The organism is Nonomuraea rosea (assembly GCF_039539705.1).
Classification (GTDB): domain Bacteria; phylum Actinomycetota; class Actinomycetes; order Streptosporangiales; family Streptosporangiaceae; genus Nonomuraea; species Nonomuraea rosea.
Genome location: NZ_BAABDQ010000064.1, coordinates 36,782 through 54,441, shown reverse-complemented (window position 1 = coordinate 54,441; position 17,660 = coordinate 36,782). Strand labels below are relative to the sequence as shown.

Here is a 17,660-nt window from a genome sequence, read left to right as displayed (position 1 = left end):
GGACGAGATTCTCGCCGACCGAATCGCCCCCGCTACCCTGCGGATGTATTGGGCACATTGGATGCTGCGGCAGCTGTGCCGGGCGGTAGGGTCCGCTCCATCCAACGTGGTCGACTGGCATCTCGACCTGACTGAATCCCGGCTGGTGTGAAGGTGGCCGGTTGGCCCCATGGGGGCTATACGACCGATCAGCACTACGCCCCCAGCGATCACGCCCAGTGATCAACTGAACGAGCAGCCCGGCGAATACCGATCACTCGATCAACGACTCCTGCCAGTCTCCCCCCGCGATCCGCGCGTGCCCTGCGGGCTCGGCCTCGGCCGCGGCCGAGCGGAGCAGCTGGGCCCAGGCCGTACCCGGCTTGCGGAGGGCCGGGGTGGGGACGTTGAGCGCCTTGGCGAGCGCGGGCACGAGCCGGAAGCGGGCGGTGTGGTACTGGACGGCCACCTTGCCCCGGCCGGTGCGGCAGGGCGACCCGGCCGGGGCGGCGCAGGAGGTCATCGGGCAGTCGTGGGCCTCCACGCAGAAGGAAGTCATCGTCGTGCACCCGCGATGCCCGATGGCACGACGATGCCGTCCCGCATACACCGCACGCCGGAATCTACATGACGATGATAAAAATCGACACTGTGTATAATCTGAGGCGGGGAGCAGCCCGGCTCCTCGCGAGTTACCTCAGGAGGAGCAATGCAGAGGAAGAACTGGCTTGTCACCGGCGTCAGCACAGGTCTTGGACGTGCCTTCGCCGAGGCCGCCCTGGCCGCCGGACACACCGTCGCCGGCACCGTCCGTTCCGAGGAGGACCTGCGGGCCTTCGAAGGGCTCAAGCCCGGGTACGCTCACGGCCGCCTCCTGGACGTGACCGACGACCACGCCGTCTCGCGTGTGATCACGGAGGTGGAGCAGAGCGTCGGGCCCTTGGATGTCGTCGTCGCCAACGCCGGCTACGGCCTGGAGGGCACCTTCGAGGAAACGCCGCTGGCGGAGGTGCGGCGGCAGTTCGAGGTCAACGTGTTCGGGACGGTGGCCACCCTGCAGGCGGCGCTGCCCCACATGCGCCGGCGCCGCCGCGGGCACCTGATGGCCGTCACCTCCATGGGCGGGCTCATGGCCGTGCCCGGTATGTCCGCCTACTGCGGCAGCAAGTTCGCCCTGGAGGGCATCCTCGAGGCGCTGGGCAAGGAGGTCGCGCAGTTCGGGATCCACGTGACGGCGATCGAGCCCGGCTCCTTCCGTACCGACTGGGCCGGACGGTCCATGTCACGTGCCGCGCACACCATCGACGACTACGACACGCTGTTCGACCCCATCCGCGAAACGCGGCAGAAGGCGAGCGGCAACCAGCTGGGCAATCCGGCCAAGGCCGGGGAGGCCGTCGTGCACATCGCGTCGGTCGACCGGCCGCCGGCCCACCTGGTCCTGGGCTCGGACGCACTGCGGCTGGTCACCGCCGCGCGCACGGCCGTGGACAAGGACATCCGTACGTGGGAGGCGCTCTCCCGTACGACCGACTTCGCCGAGGGCGCTCAGCTCTGATGCCCGGCCACCACCCCGCGCGAAGCCGGCGCACCACCGAACGCAAGGGCGATGTCAGGGAGCGAGCCATCCTCGACGTCTGTGAAACTCTGCTGGCGCAGAAGGGCTACGACGCCATGACCGTCGGCGACATCGCCCAGGGCGCGGGCATCACCCGTGGCGCGCTGTACTTCTACTTCGGCTCCAAACAAGAAGTGGTCACGGCACTCGTGGCCCGGACCGTTGAGCACCTGTGGGAGCGCTCGCGGGCCACCGCGGAGACCGACGATCCGCGTCAGGCCATCGCCGCGGCCATGCAGCGCACGGTCGAGCTGTGGAACGAGCACGGCCTGGTCATGCGCACGGCGATCGACTTGTCGTTGACCGTGCCGGAGATCGGCGAGCTGTGGAGCCACACGGCTGACTTGTTCATCGCGGCCATCACCGCCGTCCTGGAACGAGCCGGCGTTCCGGTCGGCACCGAGCCAGAACAAGCACCGGCGATGGCCCGCGCCCTGTGCTGGATGATCGAGAGGACCTTCTACCACGCCTCGCAGGACTCCCGCGAGGAGTTGCAGAAGGCATCGTCGACCTGCGAACACATCTGGCTGATCAGCGCCGGCCTGACCGCTTGACGCGTCTGTTGGAAGGATGGGTCCGCGGCAATGCGTACCCGAAGGAATGGAGCGCACTACGAGAGACAGGCTCAAGGTCGGCGACCCGTCAAGGCAGAGCCATCGGCTGGGCGCAAGGGCGCGGTTCTGACCAGCTCAACCTCCGCACCGGCGCCCAGCAGGATCGCGTCCTGGCCGCTCCGCTGGCATCCGCCGCACCATCGCTCTAGCCCTCGTCCGCGGTACTGCTCACGTCACCGGCACCGGTCTCGTGGCCTGCTGTGGTGGATTACCCACTGCTAAACCGCACTCGTACGCTACTACGGGCGTGCAGACCGCTCCACACATCCGTGCACGCGACTTCGAAGACTGACAGCGTCTCCTCACCCCTGTGCAGAGGACTTCGGACATCCGTGCAGGCGACTTCGGAAATTCACACTCGATCCCTCCCGCCTTCGCGGTCTGTTGATGAGAAGTCTGGGTGTTCAGCAAGTACCTCAACACCCTTTTCTCACACTTTCGGGCCATGAAGCCCCTCGTCATGCCCGGTGCCGCCCTACCCCCATGCCCGTCACGACTGCATCTTGTGCCGCGAGATGGACGCCGACTTCGAAATCGTGGAGGAGGCGCTGGAACCACCGTCCTGGACGCCGGGCCGCCCGCCTCGCCGGTTCTGCCAGGGGCGCATCGGCCGATGGATGGTCACCCAGGCCGTCTATGGTCGCGGCAGCCGGACCAGGCGTGCCTGATGGCCCAGGCCGATCAGCGACAGCAGCTACACGCCGACCGGATCGGAGAGTTGATGGAGCGTCTCGCGCACCTGTGGGCAGACCGCGATCGCTGATCGTCCATCGTTCAGCTTCCGCACCGTAAGCAAATCGAGATCCAACTCACGAAGCCTCTGCATTACCGCAGGTCAGCCGCTACTTCGGTGGAAATTTCTTGATTGCTACCGGGACCCCTTGAAGATGACGAGATCCCCGACGGCAAGAACCATCCGCTGATGCTTGTCCGGTGCGGGGTATGGCGGGCGGCTGCCGGAGGCGCCGCGAGTCATGATGATCTTCGGCCAGGTGGTGCGTCGCGGCGATGGGCAGGATCGGGCCGAAGATCTCGTCTCTCATCAGCGGCCTCAGCGCTTGCTCGTCGGGTAGTGGCGGCCCAGGCATCGTTCCAGCCGCTCCAGCTTCCTGGCCCGCGCGGTCTTCCGGCGGGCCTTCGACCAGGGCAGGCTGCTGCCGCCGTCGCTGCAGGCGGTCCTCACCGGTGGCAGCGCGCAGCAGGGCACGGGCCTGTGCGGAGGAAAGCTGAAAGGCCAGATGCTCGGCGGCTCGGCACCCGGCCTCACCACACTGACCTTCTCCTCGGCCGACGGCCGGCAGCAGTTCGCCATCTCCATCGCGCGGAGCACCGTCGACGACAACGCCGTCGTCCCCGCGATGATCAAAACCGTCAAAACCGTCAAAGCCGTCCTCTGCCCGACGGCTTGAGCGAGCTGCGCCGGAAGTCGCCCGAGGGGCGGGGCTAGTCAGCGGTGGCGAGGGTCCGAAGGCGGGTCAGGGTCTCGCGGATGACGTCCCGCAAGTCGTGGTTCTCGGTGGCGTCGCTCCATTGGCTGAAGGCGACGCGGAACACGGCGCTGCCGGTCTCGGCGGCCAGGCTGGCCTCGATGTTGCCGATACCTCGCTGCCGCAGGGCGTCGGTCAGCGCGGCTGTCAGGGCCGTCTGCTTGATCAGCTCGCGTTCGCGGAGATCGGTGTTGGCCGTGATTACTGCCTGGCGTGCCCGTGCGCGATCACGATCGTCGCCCGCGAGCTGGGCCACCGCGTCGAGCACGGCAGCGACGACGTCCAGCGCCGATGCCGTGGGCGGCATCGTTTCCACGACGTCCTGCACCTGCTTCGCCAGGTCGGCCGAGCCGTCGAAAAGTACCTCGCGTTTGTCGGCGAAGTACCGGAAGAAGGTGCGGGCAGTGACGCCGGCGCGCTGGGCGATGTCGGCCACCATCGTCTGCTCGAAGCCGCGCTCCATGAACAGTTCCAGAGCGGCCTCGCGAAGTCGCTCTCTGGCCCCAGGTTCCCACCGTCCCATGCCGCGAGTGTAGGTGAGGTCATCTGGCGACATGCCACCGCTCGCGTGATGTCACCTAGTGACATCGGAGGTGCTAGAGTGATGTCATTAGATGACATCACTTGGGGAGGCGGTCATGAAGCGGATCCAGTACCACCAGTACGGCGGTCCCGAAGTCATGCGACTGGAGGAGTTCGAGCCGGCCCGGCCCGGTAGCGGCCAGGTCCTGGTCCGCGTGCGGGCCGCGGCAGCCAATCCGATGGACTGGGGGATCCGCAGCGGCGTCATGAAGATGGTGACCGGGCGGACCTTCCCCCGCGGGCTGGGCCATGACTTCGCAGGCGTCGTCGAGGCGGTCGGACCGGGCGTCACCCGACTCGGTGTCGGTGACGAAGTGCTCGGCGGAGCATCGATCAAAGCGTCGGGGGCCTTCGGCGACGTGGTCGTCGCTGATGAGAAGGCAGTCGTGAAGAAACCTGCGAATCTCTCCTTCGAGGAGGCCGCCGCCATTCCGACCGTCGGGCTCACCGCCTTCCAGGCCCTGACCAAGAAGGGCAAGCTACAGCCTGGGCAAACCGTGTTCATCAACGGCTGCCTCGGCGGAGTCGGCCGAGCCGCCGCTCAGATCGCCTTGGCGCGCGGCGCCTCGGTGGGAGGCAGTTGCCGCGCCACCGCCGCGCAGGACGCCCGCGACCTCGGCATCGACCCGATCGTCGAGTTCGGCTTCGACCCGGAGGCGCTCAGCGGCCGATTCGACATCGTCCTCGACACCGCCCACACGCTGTCCGACAAAGGGGCGAAGCAGCTGCTCAAGCCAGGCGGGCGCATCATCAGCCTCCACCCCACGCCCGCAACGTTCATGAAGGCCGCTCTGCCAGGCCCCTTCCGCGTCCTGGTCGCCCAGGCCGCGCCAGAGGATCTTGAGGAGGTCGCGCGCGCCGCTGGACAGGGCGCCCTGCGGGTGCCGATCGCCCGCACGACGCCACTCACGGAGGCCATCAAGGCGCTCACCGAACTCGAGCGCGATGGCACACCCAAGGGCGGCAAGCTCGTCATCACGACCGGTTGACGCTCGCCTCTGGCCGACCGTCGGCATCACTCCCACTACAGGAGCTCTTCGAATGAGTGCACAGATCTGGGTACTCGGCGGCACCGGGCGCAGCGGCCGCACCATCGCGGCGCAGCTCGCCCGGCGCGGCCTGACGGCCGTCCTCATCGGCCGGGACGCGAACCGCCTGCACGCCGCAGCGGAGCAGACCGGCAGCGAAACACTGCTGGCTCCTTCCCTTGCCACCGCCGCCTCGGAAATCCGGCAGCAACGACCCAGCGTGGTCATCAACACGGTTGGGCCGTTCACTGCAACGGCCCCCGAGATCGTCGACGCCTGCCGTGCCGTCGGCAGCCATTACATCGACCTGGCCAACGATGTCGCGGCGCTCTCCGCTGCATTCGAGATGCACGACGCCGCCACCCAGGCGGGTCACACGCTGGTCACCGGCGCCGGGTTCGGCGTGACCGCCACCGAGAGCGTCGTGGTGAAGCTGTGCGACGGGCGTCCCACACCGCTCCGGGTCCGGGTCGACATGGTGCCCTCGATGGCGATGGAGGAAGGCACTGCTGGTGAAGCCTTGATCGGCACCCTCTTGGGCGGCCTCGAAGGCCGTCAGATCACTGATAGTCGTCTGGCGCCCGCCCGGATTTTCAGCGATGCGGTGCGTCTCACCCTGCCGGACGGATCGCAGGTGACCACCTCGAGCATGCCGTTGGGCGAACTTCTCGCGGCTCACCGGGCGAGCGGCGCCCGCCATGTCCTTTCGGCGTCCAGCGAGGCACCGTCCTCGCCCGTGATCCGGACGATGATGCCGGCGGTGAGCTCGCTCATGCGGTGGGAGCGACTGCGATCGTTCACCACACGCCGCCTGGCGCGGGTACGCGTCAAGGCGAAGGAACGGCCGCGTGATCACTCCTGGGGGCACGCCGTCGTCACCTGGGCGGACGGCGAGACCCGAGAGGGCTGGCTGCGCCTGGGCGACGCACAGGAGTACACCGGAGCAGTGCCCGCGGAGATTGCCCGGCGGCTGCTGGCCGGTGAGGGCCGACCTGGCGTATACACCCCGGCCGCCCTCTTCGGCCCTGCCCTCGCCGAATCGTGCGGCGCCGAATACCTGCTGCCCCAGCCCGGCCGGCGATGACACGCGTGCGATCCGGCCCGGCACGCGCCGGACTCGTCACCCGCCGCCGTTCCGGCGACGACCTGCGCAGCCGAATCGTCGCCCTCACCCGGCCTGGACGCGAACTGATCGACCAGGCATTCACCGGCGGCTTCATCGGGCTGCTGCGCCCCGCACTCTATGAACGCCTGCTGGCCGCGCTGCCACCCGGCATCCTGCAGGTCAACCGCCAAGTCGACAGCTTCGAGCAAGACGTGGACGGCGTGCGCCCACCCCTTGCCGACGGCGGAGTCCACGAATGCGACGTCATCGACTCCGTCCGCCGCACCCTGTGGGCCAGGCTCCCAAAAGGGAGCACAACCTGCACATCTTCGGCGGCTTTACGATGGCTGACGACATCGATGCCGAGCATGGCCTGTGCATTCTGACCCACAGCCGCACCATCCAGGGCTCCTGGACCTCGATTCGCCCCAGGGGCCGCGACGGCTGCCAATGGTGGATGCTGGCCGCCCACGACGCCCGAGAAGAGTTCACCGGCGACCTTTACACCGCCGCGACCGATCTGGCAGAGGTTTCCCCCGCCCCGCTTCCGCAGCTCATCGCCGCCACCGACCCCGCGAACGTGCAGCGCTGGCAGCTGCGCGACCGCAAGCCCCTCAAACAGTGGTCCCAAGGCCGCGTCACCCTCGCGGGCGACGCCGCCCACCCCACCTCGCCCTACGCCGCCTACGGCGCCGACATGGCCGCCGAGGACGGCTACTTCATCGGTCGAACAGGCATGGTGCCGAGCTCGTGACCGTGCCGCCTGGCAAGGTGGCTGCTGGTCATCTCGATGAGGGCGTGTCACGGTGGTGCTGGTGGCTGAGCGGGACCAGGCCGACGCCGGGGAGGCGAATCTCCAGAGCAGTGGGCAGTACGCCCGCTGTCGGCGACGCTCAGCGTGGTGACAGAGGCTCGGTGACGGAAGTGTTCGTCTCAACTCGTGCTCGACGCTGTGTGAGGAGGAACAGCAGCCACGCTACGGCGCTGAGCACGGCGCAGACGAACAGGGCCGCGCGATAGCCGAGGGCGTGGGAGATGCCGCCGGCGGCGATGCCCGACACGAGCGAGCCGGCTGTCGCCGAGTTGGCGAACAACGTGGTGGCCCGTCCGGGAGCGGTCGGCAGCAGGTCCTGCATATGGCTGATGCCCAGCGCGCCCACGACCGCGATGGCGACGCCTCGGGCGATGTGGACGATCACCAGAGCCACGATGCCGGTGAACGCCGCCACGAGCGCGAAGTAGACGAACATGAGTCCCATGCCGATCAGGATCATGCGCTGTCTCCAGCGGTCCGGCACCAGCAGCAGGGCCAGCGCTGCGGGGATCTCGGCTGCGGCGCAGACGCTGAACATCCAACCCACGTCTCCCGGTGAGCCGTGCAGCACCTCGGTGACATAGAGCGGCAGCGCCACCGCGCCCGAGAACATCGCGACGTGGAACAGGGCGAAGCTGGCGAGTGGCAGCGCGACGGCTCGCGAGGTGAGCGGCCGGTCTCTGCTCGCCTCGATGGGCCGGGGCGCCACCGGCGGGCGGACATCCAGCCGGAGCACGGCCACGACCACCAGGCAAAACCCGCAGGCGGTGGCCGTAAGGACCCCGGAGTAGCCGGGACCGGCCAGCAGCGCGCCGCCCGCCAACGGGCCGATCGCCCAGGCGAGCGACCACGCCGAGCGCAGGACGGGCGTGCCGCTCCCGGTCCTCGCCGCTACCCCGTCCGTGTGGCTCTTGGCGAGGGCAAAGAGCTGCGGGAACACGGCGCTGCCCGCGCCGAGGAACACCACGCCGATGAGGAGCAGCAGCGGATACGGCGGCGTCGCCAGGAGCAGCAGGTATCCCGTCCCCGCCAGCGACGCGGCCAGCACCGCCGGCCATCGGCCGGGGCGGTGATCGTAGCGGCGGCCGAGCCAGGCGCTGGTGGCCATGCCGCTGATCGCTGTCAGTGAGACGAAGATGCCGATCTCCAGTGCGGATAACCGCAGCCGTTCGGCTCCGAACAGGACGAGGTAGGGCCCGATCAGGGACTCGGTGATGCCGAGCAGCAGAACGATGATCAGGAGAGTGATGAGCCGGCGCCTCGGCCCGGATGCCGGAGTTGACCACATTCGCAGCGCGCTACCCAGCCTGCCCTTCTTGTATGCGCATGCGCCGATTCGCCGGGTTGGCATGATCGCATGAGCCAGCGGTCTGACGCGCATCGCGCTGGATGGCAGCTGACCAAGGCCCCGCGCTCGAACCAACCGTCAAGCCGAGCCAGTCTCGTCAACCAAACCATCGGACGGCCGAATGAACCTGCCAAGCGTCTGACGCCTGCCGACGCCGGTTGGATGACCAACCGGTCTGGTCCGCGCTCTTGGGAGTCACGGCGTCGTCAGGTCCAGGCTGCTCCGGTGATTCATGCGTATCCACGAGCGACGTCCTTTGGAAGCGTGTGAACTGCTGTCGCCGATAAGGTCTTCACGAGCCGGACCGCGTGAAAACGGCAGCTAGGCAGGGGACACCGGGCGGCTCTGGCTCACTGGCGGGATAGCCGTGGCTCTTGAAGAAACCGAGCCAGGAGGGGTTTGCTCGGTCGTAGCAGACACGCTGCGGCGTTTCAATCCGGAGGTTCGGGCCGGCGCGGTGCTGGCGCGAGGAGGCCAGTAAGCCCCAGCCCCGGGTGCCATCGGATCTCGGGTTCGCCCGCACGCACTACACAATCGGGTGCTGCTGGAGCCGCTCGCCAACTATTGGTTAGCGGATCGCCCGACAGCATGTCGTCCGAGATCGTTGCCCAGGACCCGAGGTCGTGGAGAACTACCTGCGCCGCGTGGACTTCGCCCACGACGGATACGCCCAGGTGATCACCCTGAGCAAACACCGAGTTGCCAAGGTCACCGTGGATACCGACCACGCCTTCGCCCGCCCCCGCTTCGCCCGCGGCGGCGCCAAGCTCGAAGACGTGATCAACCTGTTCCAGGCCGGCGAGCCCGTCAACATCGTGGCAGAGGAGTACAAACTCACCCGCGACAAGAGCGAGGACGTCCTGCGTGTCGCCACCCGAACAGCCGTGTAAGTTCTTCGTCGATCGCAGTCGTGGCCGGGTCGCCGTACCCCAACTGGTGCGCGAAGCCAGGTGAGACCTGATCACCCTGGCCGAACACTACGGAGTCCCCAAGACGAGACCGTCGAAGACACCCGCTGGACCGAAGACAGCGCCGAACTCGGCTGGGCTGTGCTCATGAAGGACGGCGCATCCGCCTACCGGCAAGCTGAAGTCGACGCCGTCATCGAGCATCAGGCCCGCTGCTTCGTCATCACCCGCGGCGATCTGACATCCGCCGTCTACGCCGAACGCTTCGTCATCAACCAGCGGGCCATTTTCGCCGCCCTAGACACCCCTTGCCCTTTATATACGCTGTCCGCACCCACCGACTGGAGCGCCTATACCCCCACATCACTGACACCCGCACTCATGAACACCATCGGGCACCTCCTCGATCGGTGGCAGGCCGCCCGAGACCAGGGGTCAGTGGCCCTCTTCCACCCGGGTGGCGATCACTTCACCGCCCTTTTCCACGTCGCCAGCGCTGGCTGTGCCCTTGACCTCGCCGACGTCAGCAAGTGTGTTGGTGTACGTCCCGACCAAGGAGGCCACACCGCGTAGGGCTCCAGCCGCGTTCGCAGCTGGCTCAGTTCGTCGGCCAGGGAGTCGAGTATGACCTGATCCGCCACCAGCGGCCCGGGGCCGCCCGACAGCAGTCCGGGCGGTGGCTCCGGCAGCCGTGCCGTGGCGGGCTGCATCCTCCGCCATAGGGTCCTCCAGCAGGCCTGACCGTCCTGCCATCGTGACACCGTTCACGCGCCGAAGCGATGGTGTCTCGTCTACTTGAGGTTGTAGGCAAGGGCTCATGGCCCCGTCCGGCCATGAGAACCTGCGCACCTATGTCTACGTCCAGCTCAGCACCGAAGCCGTCGCTACTGCGCTCGGGCCGGTGACGCGCATAGAGGTCAGCCCGACACGCAAGGCACTATGGATAGCCGGAACGATCGTTATTCCGACAGCTCTCACTCCAGATCGTCCCAACCCCATGGCCGCGCGGGAGAGCCGTGCTCAGAGGGCCTCTCGACGTGTTCCCTTCTTCTGGGTCCCTCGCAGAAGGCACACACGAAAGTTTCAGGGTCTTCTGTGTGCCGCTCCAGGGATTCGAACCCTGAACCTCCGCCTCCTGAAGACGGCGCCTCTGCCGTTGGGCCAGAGCGGCTGGGCCCCGGGCGTGGCTGGCGTGGGCCGTGCCCGGGGCGAGGGTCGAGTCCGGCCGGGGGGCGCCATTCCCGTCGGCCAGGCCGTGACCCGCGGCCCTTTTCTTTCAGGGCCGGGTCCGAGTGGCAGGATTCGAACCTGCGGTATTCCTGCTCCCAAGGCAGGCGGGCTGACCAAACTGCCCCACACTCGGTCATGAATGCGACAAGCCGCCTCGGACAGGTCCGAGACGGCTTTCCTGGGTAATCCTGCGGAGGATTATCCGGAAAGCCTGCGCAGCAGCTCAGGGGCGGCTGCGGACGGTCGGGGTAGTCTCAGGTCGCGCACTTCGCCTCCCTCGTCTTTGTTGCTGGACGTTGTCTACGGTAAACCCGGGGTGCGGGCGGGTGCCACTTATTTAACGGGCTATTCGCGGTCTCTGGTCCAGGACACCCCGACACGCGTTTCCGGGGTTTCGACGCGGAAGCGGGGCAGGGCGTCCGGGTAATTGTCCCGCACATAGTTGACCAGGAATTCGCGTACGTCGCACTTGAGGTCCCATGAGGAGGGCGAGTCGGCGGCGCTCATCAGGGCGCGCAGCTCGACCAGGCCGTTCGGGAGCACGTCGGTGACCTGGAGGGTCCAGTCCTTCTGGTCCCACAGCGGGTTGCCCTGCAGGAACTCGTACAGGGCGTCACGCACCTTCGGCACCGGGACCGACCAGTCCACGCGCAGGAACACCACGGCCAGCACGCGGCTGCCGTGCCTGGTCCAGTTCTCGAACGGGTTCTGGGTGAAGTAGGAGACGGGCAGGACCAGCCGCCGCTCGTCCCAGAGCCGCACCACCACGTAGGTGAGGGTGAGCTCCTCGATCCGGCCCCACTCGTCCTCGACCACGACCACGTCGTCGAGGCGGAGCGCGTCGCTGAAGGCGAGCTGGAGGCCGGCGAGGACGTTCCCGATGGTGGGCTGGGCGGCGATGCCGACGACGGCGCCGGCGATGCCCGCCGAGGCGAGCAGTCCGGCGCCGAGCGCGCGCACCTGAGGGAAGGAGAAGAGCATCGCGCCGAGCGCGATCACGATGATGACCGCGGCGGCGATGCGGCGGACCAGCGCGATCTGCGTCATGATCCGGCGCGCCCTGCGGTTGCGCTCGCCCTCGATCAGGACCAGCCGATCGAGTACGACGTCCGTCATCGCGTACGTGGCCTGGATGATCAGCCAGGTGACGGTGGCGATCGTGACCAGCCCGAGCACCCGCTCGACCGAGCCCGCCAGGCCGCGCTCGGTCGGCGAGTCGCCGAACATCCCCTGCCCGAACACCAGGTTGGCGGCCACCACCGTGGCCACCGTGAACGCGGGCCACGTGCAGTGCTCGACCAGGTGCCGGGCGAGCGCCCATTTTCGCCCGACCCGATTCAGCACCCGTCTTCCCAGCTCTACCAGGAGGATTGATCCGATCACCGAGATCACGAGAATCGGCCAGTCCGCCGGCGACTGCACGCCCATGCCCCCTATGTCTAGAACGTCTCGTCAAAAGTCACATTGCCCTCAACAGCCACCTGGTAAGCAGAGACACGCCGTTCGAAGAAGTTGGCCAGCTCCTGCACGTCCTGCAACTCCATGAACGCGAAGGGGTTGGCCGAGCCGTACCGCCTGGGCATGCCCAGGCGGACGAGCCGCTGGTCGGCGACGTATTCGAGGTACTGGCGCATCTGCTCGACGCCCATCCCCAGCATGCCGTCGCCGCACAGGTCTTCGGCGAAGGCCAGCTCGACCGCGACGGCCTCCTCCAGCATGCCGGTGACCTGCTTGCCCAGCTCGTCGTCGAACAGCGAGGGCTCTTCGGCCCTGACCGTGTCCACCACGCTGAACGCGAACTCCATGTGCATGGACTCGTCCCTGAAAACCCAGTTCGTGCCGGTGGCCAGGCCGCTGAGCAGGCCACGGGAGCGGAACCAGTAGACGTAGGCGAACGCGCCGTAGAAGAACAGGCCCTCGATGCAGGCGGCGAAGCAGATGAGGTTCAGCAGGAAGCCGCGGCGCTGCTCGGCCGTCTCCAACCGCTGCAGGCCGTCGATCGAGTCGATCCACTTGAAGCAGAACTCGGCCTTGTCCCTGATGGACGGGATGTGCTCGATCGCGGCGAACGCCTTCACCCGCTCGTCCGGGTCGGGCAGGTAGGTGTCCAGCAACGTGAGGTAGAACTGCACGTGGACGGCCTCCTCGAAGAGCTGCCTGCTCAGGTAGAGGCGCGCTTCGGGGGCGTTGACGTGCTGATAGAGGTTGAGCACGAGGTTGTTGGCCACGATGGAGTCGCCGGTGGCGAAGAACGCGACCAGCCGGTTGATCAGGTGCCGCTCCTGCGGCGTCATCTTGGCCAGGTCCGCGAGGTCCGTGTGGAGGTCCACCTCCTCGACCGTCCACGTGTTGCGGATGGCCGCCCGGTAGCGCTCATAGAAGTCCGGGTAGCGCATGGGGCGCAGGGTCAGGTCCATTCCGGGGTCGAGCAGCATGGAAAAGGGGTCTCCTCAGATCGTTACTGGCAGGCTTCGCAGACTTCGGGGTTCTCCAGGGAGCAGGCGACGGCCTCTTCAACGACCGGCTCGGCGACCTGCTCGGCGACCGCGGACACCGTGGTCTGGGCGATCCGGGTGGCGGGGCGGGAGCGCAGGTAGTAGGTGGTCTTCAGGCCCTGCTTCCAGGCGTAGGCGTACATCGACGAGAGCTTGCCGATGGTGGGGCTGGCCATGAAGAGGTTCAGGGACTGGGACTGGTCGATGTACGGCTGCCGCGCCGCGGCCAGGTCGATGAGCGCCTTCTGCGGCAGCTCCCAGGCGGTGCGGTAGAGCAGCTTGAGGTCGTCGGGGATGCCCGGGACCGTCTGCACCGAGCCGTCGGCGCGCTTGAGGTCGTCGCGGAGCTGCTGCGTCCACAGCCCGCGCGCCTGCAGATCGGCCACCAGATACCGGTTGACCTGCAAGAACTCGCCCGACAGGGTCTCGCGCTTGAACACGTTGGACACCTGCGGCTCGATGCACTCGTAGCAGCCGGCGATGGAGGCGATGGTGGCGGTCGGGGCGATGGCGATCATGAGGGAGTTGCGCAGGCCGGTGACGGCGATCTTGTCCTTGAGCGCGTCCCAGCTCGGGGTGCCGGCGAGGTAGTGGTCCGGGTGCAGCACTCCCCCGGCCGCCCTGGTGTCGGCGTACGACGGGTGCCTGCCGCGCTCGGCAGCCAGGTCGGCCGAGGTGTCGTACGCGGCCAGGGCGATCTCCTCGGCGATCCGCGTGGACAACGCCAGCGCCCGCGGCGAGTCGAACGGCAGCCGCAGCGTGAAGAACACGTCGGCCAGGCCCATCACGCCGAGCCCGATCGGCCGCCAGCGCCTGTTGGCCGCCTCCGCCTCGGGCGTCGGGTAGAAGCCGAGGTCGATGGTCCTGTCCAGGAAGCGGACGGCCGTCCGCACGGTCCGCCTGAGCCGAGCCCAATCCACGTCGCCGTCCTGGCCACCGGGGGTCAGGTGCGCGGCGAGGTTGATGGAGCCGAGGTTGCAGACCGCCGTCTCGCCGTCGCTGGTGACCTCGAGGATCTCGGTGCAGAGGTTCGACAGGTGGATGACGTTCTCGGGGCGGGCGGTCTGGTTGGAGGTGCGGTTGGCGGCGTCCTTGAACGTCATCCAGCCGTTCCCGGTCTGCGCGAGGGTGCGCATCATCCGGCCGTACAGGGTCCTGGCGGGCATCTGCCGGACGAAACGCCCGGCCGCCTCGTACGCGCGGTACGCGGTCGTGAACGCCTCGCCGTACAGGTCCGTGAGGTCGGGCACCTGCTTCGGGTCGAACAGCGACCAGGGCTCGTCCGCCTCCACCCGGCGCATGAACTCGTCGGGCACCCAGTTGGCCAGGTTCAGGTTGTGGGTGCGGCGGGCGTCCTCGCCGGTGTTCTCGCGCAGCTCCAGGAACTCCTCGATGTCGGCGTGCCAGGTCTCCAGGTAGACGCAGGCCGCGCCCTTGCGCCGCCCGCCCTGGTTGACCGCCGCCACCGAGGAGTCCAGCGTGCGCAGCCAGGGGACGATGCCGTTGGAGTGGCCGTTCGTGCCCTTGATCAGCGAGCCGCGCGAACGCACCCGGGTCCAGGAGATGCCGATGCCGCCCGCGTACTTCGACAGCCTGGCGACCTGGCCGTACCTGTCGTAGATCGACTCCAGCTCGTCGCGCGGCGAGTCGAGCAGGAAGCACGAGGAGAGCTGCGGGCGGCGGCTGCCGGAGTTGAACAGGGTCGGCGAGCTGGGCAGGTACGACAGCGTGGACATCAGCGCGTACAGCTCGGCGGCCTCCGCGACCGTCTCCGACAGGCCGCAGGCGACCCTGAGGAAGAAGTGCTGCGGGCGCTCCAGGACCACCCGCGTCTCGGGATGGCGCAGGAGGTAGCGATCGTAGACGGTACGTAGGCCGAAATATTCGAATTTGTCGTCCGCCTCCGCGGCGACCAGCGCGTCCAGCTCGGCGGCGTTCGCGGCGACGAACTCCGCCAGCCCGTCCTGGACCAGCCCGGCCGCGTGGGTGGCCGCGACGGACTCGGAGAACGAACGCACCCCGTGCCCGGCGGCCTCGTCGGCGATCTCCTCGGCCAGCAGCCGGGCGGCGACCCGGGAGTTGGCCGGGTCGGCGATCACGCGGGCGGCGGCCTCCTCGATCGCCAGCCGCCGCTCGGCCGACGGCCCCCGCCCAGCCTGCGCCTGGACGGCCGGCACCTGCTGAACAGTCTGCGGCTGGACGGTCTGCGCTTGCTCGGCGGTCTGCGGCTCGGCGGCCGAGTGGTGGCCGGCCTCAACGATCTGCGTCACGTGCTCTCTCTCCTCGCGAGCTCATCCCCCGTGAGGGCACGCGAGAGCACGGCGGCAATGGGTCGGCCGCGTCGCCCCCGGCCCTCCCTCGAGGCCCTGGACACTGCATGCCGGGTCGCAGCCCGGCGTCGCTGGCAGGTCTTCGGGCTCGCGGGCGTGCTCAATGGCTCCTACTGGCCGTCGCTTCCCGGATCGCTCCAGTGCTCATGACGGCGGTCGTTCCCGCTCACCGCTGCGGGGCAGCCCCGGAATCTCACCGGGTTCCCTTTTGCTCCGCCTCCGGAGAGGCGAACCAGCGACGACCAGGATCCTACATCTAGTGGCCGTTCCCGCAACTACCCCAGCATGTTGTGGCTCGTGTCGCGTCGACCAAGCCGAGATCCCGCAGCACGGCACGCGTGCGCTCGACCTCGGAGCCGAGCCACACCCCGAAGTCGTCGCCGCTGAGCGGGATCGAGAGCCACCCGGCCGCCCGGCAGGCCGCCTCCCAGCGCGCCGAGCCGGTGACCTCCTCGCACATGCGAATGGCCGAATCGCGGCTCTCGTCCGGCATGTCGTTCGGCCCGAAGAGCGCCATCCAGTCGGCGAAGTCCACCCGTACACCGCATTCCAGCAGCGTCGGCACGTCGACGTCGGGCATACGCCCGGCGGAGGACACCGCGAGCGCCCGGACCCGGCCGTCGCCGATGCTCTCGCGCCAGTCGGCGAGCAGCCCGGCGGCCGCCGCCGCCTTGCCCGACAGCAGCGCGACCACGGCCTCCTGGCTGCTGGGGTAGCCGGTGTAGTCGACCTGCCTGGCGTCCGCGCCGAGTCCCCTGGCGATCAGGCCGAACAGCAGATGGTCGGGCTCACCCTGCGGCCCGCCCGCCAGCATCGTCTGGCCGGGGTCGGCGAGCAGATGGGCGCCGAAGTCGTCGAAGTCCTTGAAGCGCGAGTTGTCGGGCACGACCACCACTTCGACGTCGCCGGCCAGCCTGGCCAGCGGGGTGTTGGTGTCGAGCAGCGTCTGTCCGTTGTTCAGCTCGGCGGCGGCCAGCGCGGGCAGCCCCGCCACGATGATCCGCTGCCCCGAGCCGGTCTCGAACCCGGACGCGCGGGCGGCCCCGGAGAACGCCTGGCAGACGCGGTTCCAGCGGCGCGCGGCGGGGTTGATCGAGAACCGGGTACGCAGCCCGGAGGCGCCGCCGCCGACGTGCTGGGTGCCGCAGCCGGCGGCGCACGCGGCCAGGCCGAGCCCCCATGCGAAGAATCCCCGACGACGCATGCGTATCTTCTCCCCCGAGCCCCCCATTACTCCAGGTTATTGACAGAATACTCGCCGTTACACATCGGGGTCGTAGTCCATTAAAGTGCGAAATGTACGGGCTTATTACCCGGCTTTCTTCCCGACCCCCGCCATGAGCGAGGACGGCAGTGACCAGTCGCCCACCAGTTTGGGCCGGTCAGGACGCCAGTCGGTGGCCTGCACCAGGCCAGGCGGCTCCAGCGGGAATTCGCCGAAGAACGCGCGGATCTCCCCAGGAGTACGGTCGGCCCCGCCGGCGGACGAGCCCCGATAGGTCCGCTCCTGCTCCTCCATCCGCCCCATCGTGGTGGCGTGCGAGATCACCAGATGGCTGCCGGGCGCCAGCCTCCCCCGCAACTCGGCCACGGCGCTCTGCGGACCTCCAGAGTCGGGCAGGAAGTGCAGGATCGACACCAGCAGGATGCCGACCGGCCGGTCCAGGTCGAGGAAGCGGCCGGCCTTGGCCAGCACCTCGCCGGGGTCGAGCAGGTCGGCCTCGACGAAGGCGGCCCTGCTCGCGACCCCCGGACTCGGGGATTCGAGCAGGGCCCTGGCGTGTGCGGCCACGACCGGATCGTGGTCCACATAGACGACTCTGGCTTCGGGCGCCACCTCGTGCGCACTGCCCTGGGTCGGCAGCCCGCTGCCCAGGTCGATGAACTGGCGCACTCCCGCGGCGGCCACATAACGCACGGCACGCTGCAGGAAGGCCCGGTTCGCGCGGGCCAGCGGGACCGCCTCCGGAATCAGCTCTGCGAGCTGCTCGATGGCAAGGCGGTCGACCGCGAAGTTGTCCTTCCCGCCAAGCATGTAATCGTACATGCGTGCGGGATTGGGCCTCTGGTGGTCGAACTGCCGCACAGAATCGAATTTATGTCGTCTGCGGCCAGATAACAC

The 17,660-nt window shown here is 68.3% G+C and carries 18 protein-coding genes, 2 tRNA genes and 1 riboswitch; of the genes, 9 read left to right on the top strand and 11 right to left on the bottom strand.

Features of this window, described 5'->3' with window-relative positions; genetic code table 11:
• Positions 1–253: 253 nt before the first annotated feature.
• Positions 254–538: a zinc finger domain-containing protein gene (locus ABEA43_RS63705; protein ID WP_345579252.1), complete on the bottom strand. Its 285-nt coding sequence runs from the start codon at positions 536–538 to the stop codon at positions 254–256.
• 150 nt (positions 539–688) lie between these two features.
• Here ABEA43_RS63705 and ABEA43_RS63700 point away from each other — a divergent pair, with 150 nt between their 5' ends.
• Positions 689–1,537 carry an oxidoreductase gene (locus tag ABEA43_RS63700; RefSeq protein ID WP_345579249.1) on the top strand — a complete coding sequence of 283 codons (849 nt, stop codon included), beginning with the start codon at positions 689–691 and terminating at the stop codon, positions 1,535–1,537.
• Entirely contained in the window at positions 1,537–2,151 is a 615-nt protein-coding gene (locus ABEA43_RS63695) for a TetR/AcrR family transcriptional regulator (RefSeq protein WP_345579246.1), read from the top strand. The genes ABEA43_RS63700 and ABEA43_RS63695 overlap by 1 nt, the downstream gene beginning before the upstream one ends.
• A gap of 1,111 nt (positions 2,152–3,262) precedes the next feature.
• Here the strand turns inward: ABEA43_RS63695 and ABEA43_RS63690 are convergent.
• Positions 3,263–3,394, bottom strand: coding sequence for a hypothetical protein (locus ABEA43_RS63690; protein ID WP_345579243.1), 132 nt, complete (start codon positions 3,392–3,394; stop codon positions 3,263–3,265).
• 55 nt (positions 3,395–3,449) lie between these two features.
• On the opposite strand from ABEA43_RS63690, the gene ABEA43_RS63685 reads away from it, so the two are divergent.
• On the top strand, positions 3,450–3,620 hold the full coding sequence (locus ABEA43_RS63685) for a hypothetical protein (RefSeq protein WP_345579240.1): 171 nt from the start codon (positions 3,450–3,452) through the stop codon (positions 3,618–3,620).
• 34 nt (positions 3,621–3,654) lie between these two features.
• Here ABEA43_RS63685 and ABEA43_RS63680 read toward each other — a convergent pair whose 3' ends face one another.
• A complete protein-coding gene (locus ABEA43_RS63680) occupies positions 3,655–4,221 on the bottom strand; it encodes a TetR family transcriptional regulator (RefSeq protein WP_345579257.1) in 567 nt (188 codons plus the stop codon).
• Between the two features lie 115 nt (positions 4,222–4,336).
• Between ABEA43_RS63680 and ABEA43_RS63675 the strand changes: the two genes are divergently transcribed.
• From ABEA43_RS63675 to ABEA43_RS63660, 4 genes are read left to right on the top strand one after another with little or no spacing between them, the layout of a single operon-like run.
• Positions 4,337–5,269, top strand: coding sequence for an NADP-dependent oxidoreductase (locus tag ABEA43_RS63675; protein ID WP_345579237.1), 933 nt, complete (start codon positions 4,337–4,339; stop codon positions 5,267–5,269).
• Between the two features lie 52 nt (positions 5,270–5,321).
• The gene (locus ABEA43_RS63670; protein WP_345579234.1) at positions 5,322–6,392 is read left to right on the top strand and encodes a saccharopine dehydrogenase NADP-binding domain-containing protein; all 1,071 of its coding nucleotides are present in this window, start codon (positions 5,322–5,324) and stop codon (positions 6,390–6,392) included.
• A gap of 5 nt (positions 6,393–6,397) precedes the next feature.
• Positions 6,398–6,799: a hypothetical protein gene (locus tag ABEA43_RS63665; protein WP_345579231.1), complete on the top strand. Its 402-nt coding sequence runs from the start codon at positions 6,398–6,400 to the stop codon at positions 6,797–6,799.
• Positions 6,757–7,167: an FAD-dependent oxidoreductase gene (locus tag ABEA43_RS63660; protein ID WP_345579228.1), complete on the top strand. Its 411-nt coding sequence runs from the start codon at positions 6,757–6,759 to the stop codon at positions 7,165–7,167. Before ABEA43_RS63665 ends, ABEA43_RS63660 begins: the two co-directional genes overlap by 43 nt.
• Positions 7,168–7,306: 139 nt before the next feature.
• Here ABEA43_RS63660 and ABEA43_RS63655 read toward each other — a convergent pair whose 3' ends face one another.
• Positions 7,307–8,515, bottom strand: coding sequence for a sugar efflux transporter (locus ABEA43_RS63655; RefSeq protein ID WP_345579225.1), 1,209 nt, complete (start codon positions 8,513–8,515; stop codon positions 7,307–7,309).
• A gap of 683 nt (positions 8,516–9,198) precedes the next feature.
• Between ABEA43_RS63655 and ABEA43_RS63650 the strand changes: the two genes are divergently transcribed.
• Both ABEA43_RS63650 and ABEA43_RS63645 read left to right on the top strand, forming a co-directional pair.
• Complete coding sequence (locus ABEA43_RS63650) at positions 9,199–9,465, top strand: hypothetical protein (RefSeq protein ID WP_345579222.1); 267 nt, start codon at positions 9,199–9,201, stop codon at positions 9,463–9,465.
• A 60-nt stretch (positions 9,466–9,525) separates the two neighbouring features.
• A complete protein-coding gene (locus tag ABEA43_RS63645) occupies positions 9,526–10,056 on the top strand; it encodes a PIN-like domain-containing protein (protein ID WP_345579219.1) in 531 nt (176 codons plus the stop codon).
• Between the two features lie 525 nt (positions 10,057–10,581).
• Here ABEA43_RS63645 and ABEA43_RS63640 read toward each other — a convergent pair.
• The 7 genes from ABEA43_RS63640 to ABEA43_RS63610 form a co-directional block, all read right to left on the bottom strand.
• A tRNA-Leu gene (locus tag ABEA43_RS63640) sits at positions 10,582–10,654 on the bottom strand.
• 116 nt (positions 10,655–10,770) lie between these two features.
• A tRNA-Pro gene (locus tag ABEA43_RS63635) sits at positions 10,771–10,846 on the bottom strand.
• A 212-nt stretch (positions 10,847–11,058) separates the two neighbouring features.
• The gene (locus ABEA43_RS63630; RefSeq protein ID WP_345579216.1) at positions 11,059–12,057 is read right to left on the bottom strand and encodes a mechanosensitive ion channel family protein; all 999 of its coding nucleotides are present in this window, start codon (positions 12,055–12,057) and stop codon (positions 11,059–11,061) included.
• Between the two features lie 95 nt (positions 12,058–12,152).
• Entirely contained in the window at positions 12,153–13,148 is a 996-nt protein-coding gene (locus ABEA43_RS63625) for a ribonucleotide-diphosphate reductase subunit beta (RefSeq protein ID WP_345579213.1), read from the bottom strand.
• 23 nt (positions 13,149–13,171) lie between these two features.
• On the bottom strand, positions 13,172–15,478 hold the full coding sequence (locus ABEA43_RS63620; RefSeq protein WP_345579210.1) for a ribonucleoside-diphosphate reductase subunit alpha: 2,307 nt from the start codon (positions 15,476–15,478) through the stop codon (positions 13,172–13,174).
• A 116-nt stretch (positions 15,479–15,594) separates the two neighbouring features.
• Positions 15,595–15,790: riboswitch (cobalamin riboswitch) on the bottom strand.
• A gap of 4 nt (positions 15,791–15,794) precedes the next feature.
• Entirely contained in the window at positions 15,795–16,742 is a 948-nt protein-coding gene (locus tag ABEA43_RS63615) for a Bug family tripartite tricarboxylate transporter substrate binding protein (RefSeq protein WP_345579207.1), read from the bottom strand.
• Positions 16,743–16,847: 105 nt separating this feature from the next.
• Entirely contained in the window at positions 16,848–17,624 is a 777-nt protein-coding gene (locus ABEA43_RS63610; RefSeq protein WP_345579204.1) for an SAM-dependent methyltransferase, read from the bottom strand.
• Positions 17,625–17,660 lie beyond the last annotated feature (36 nt).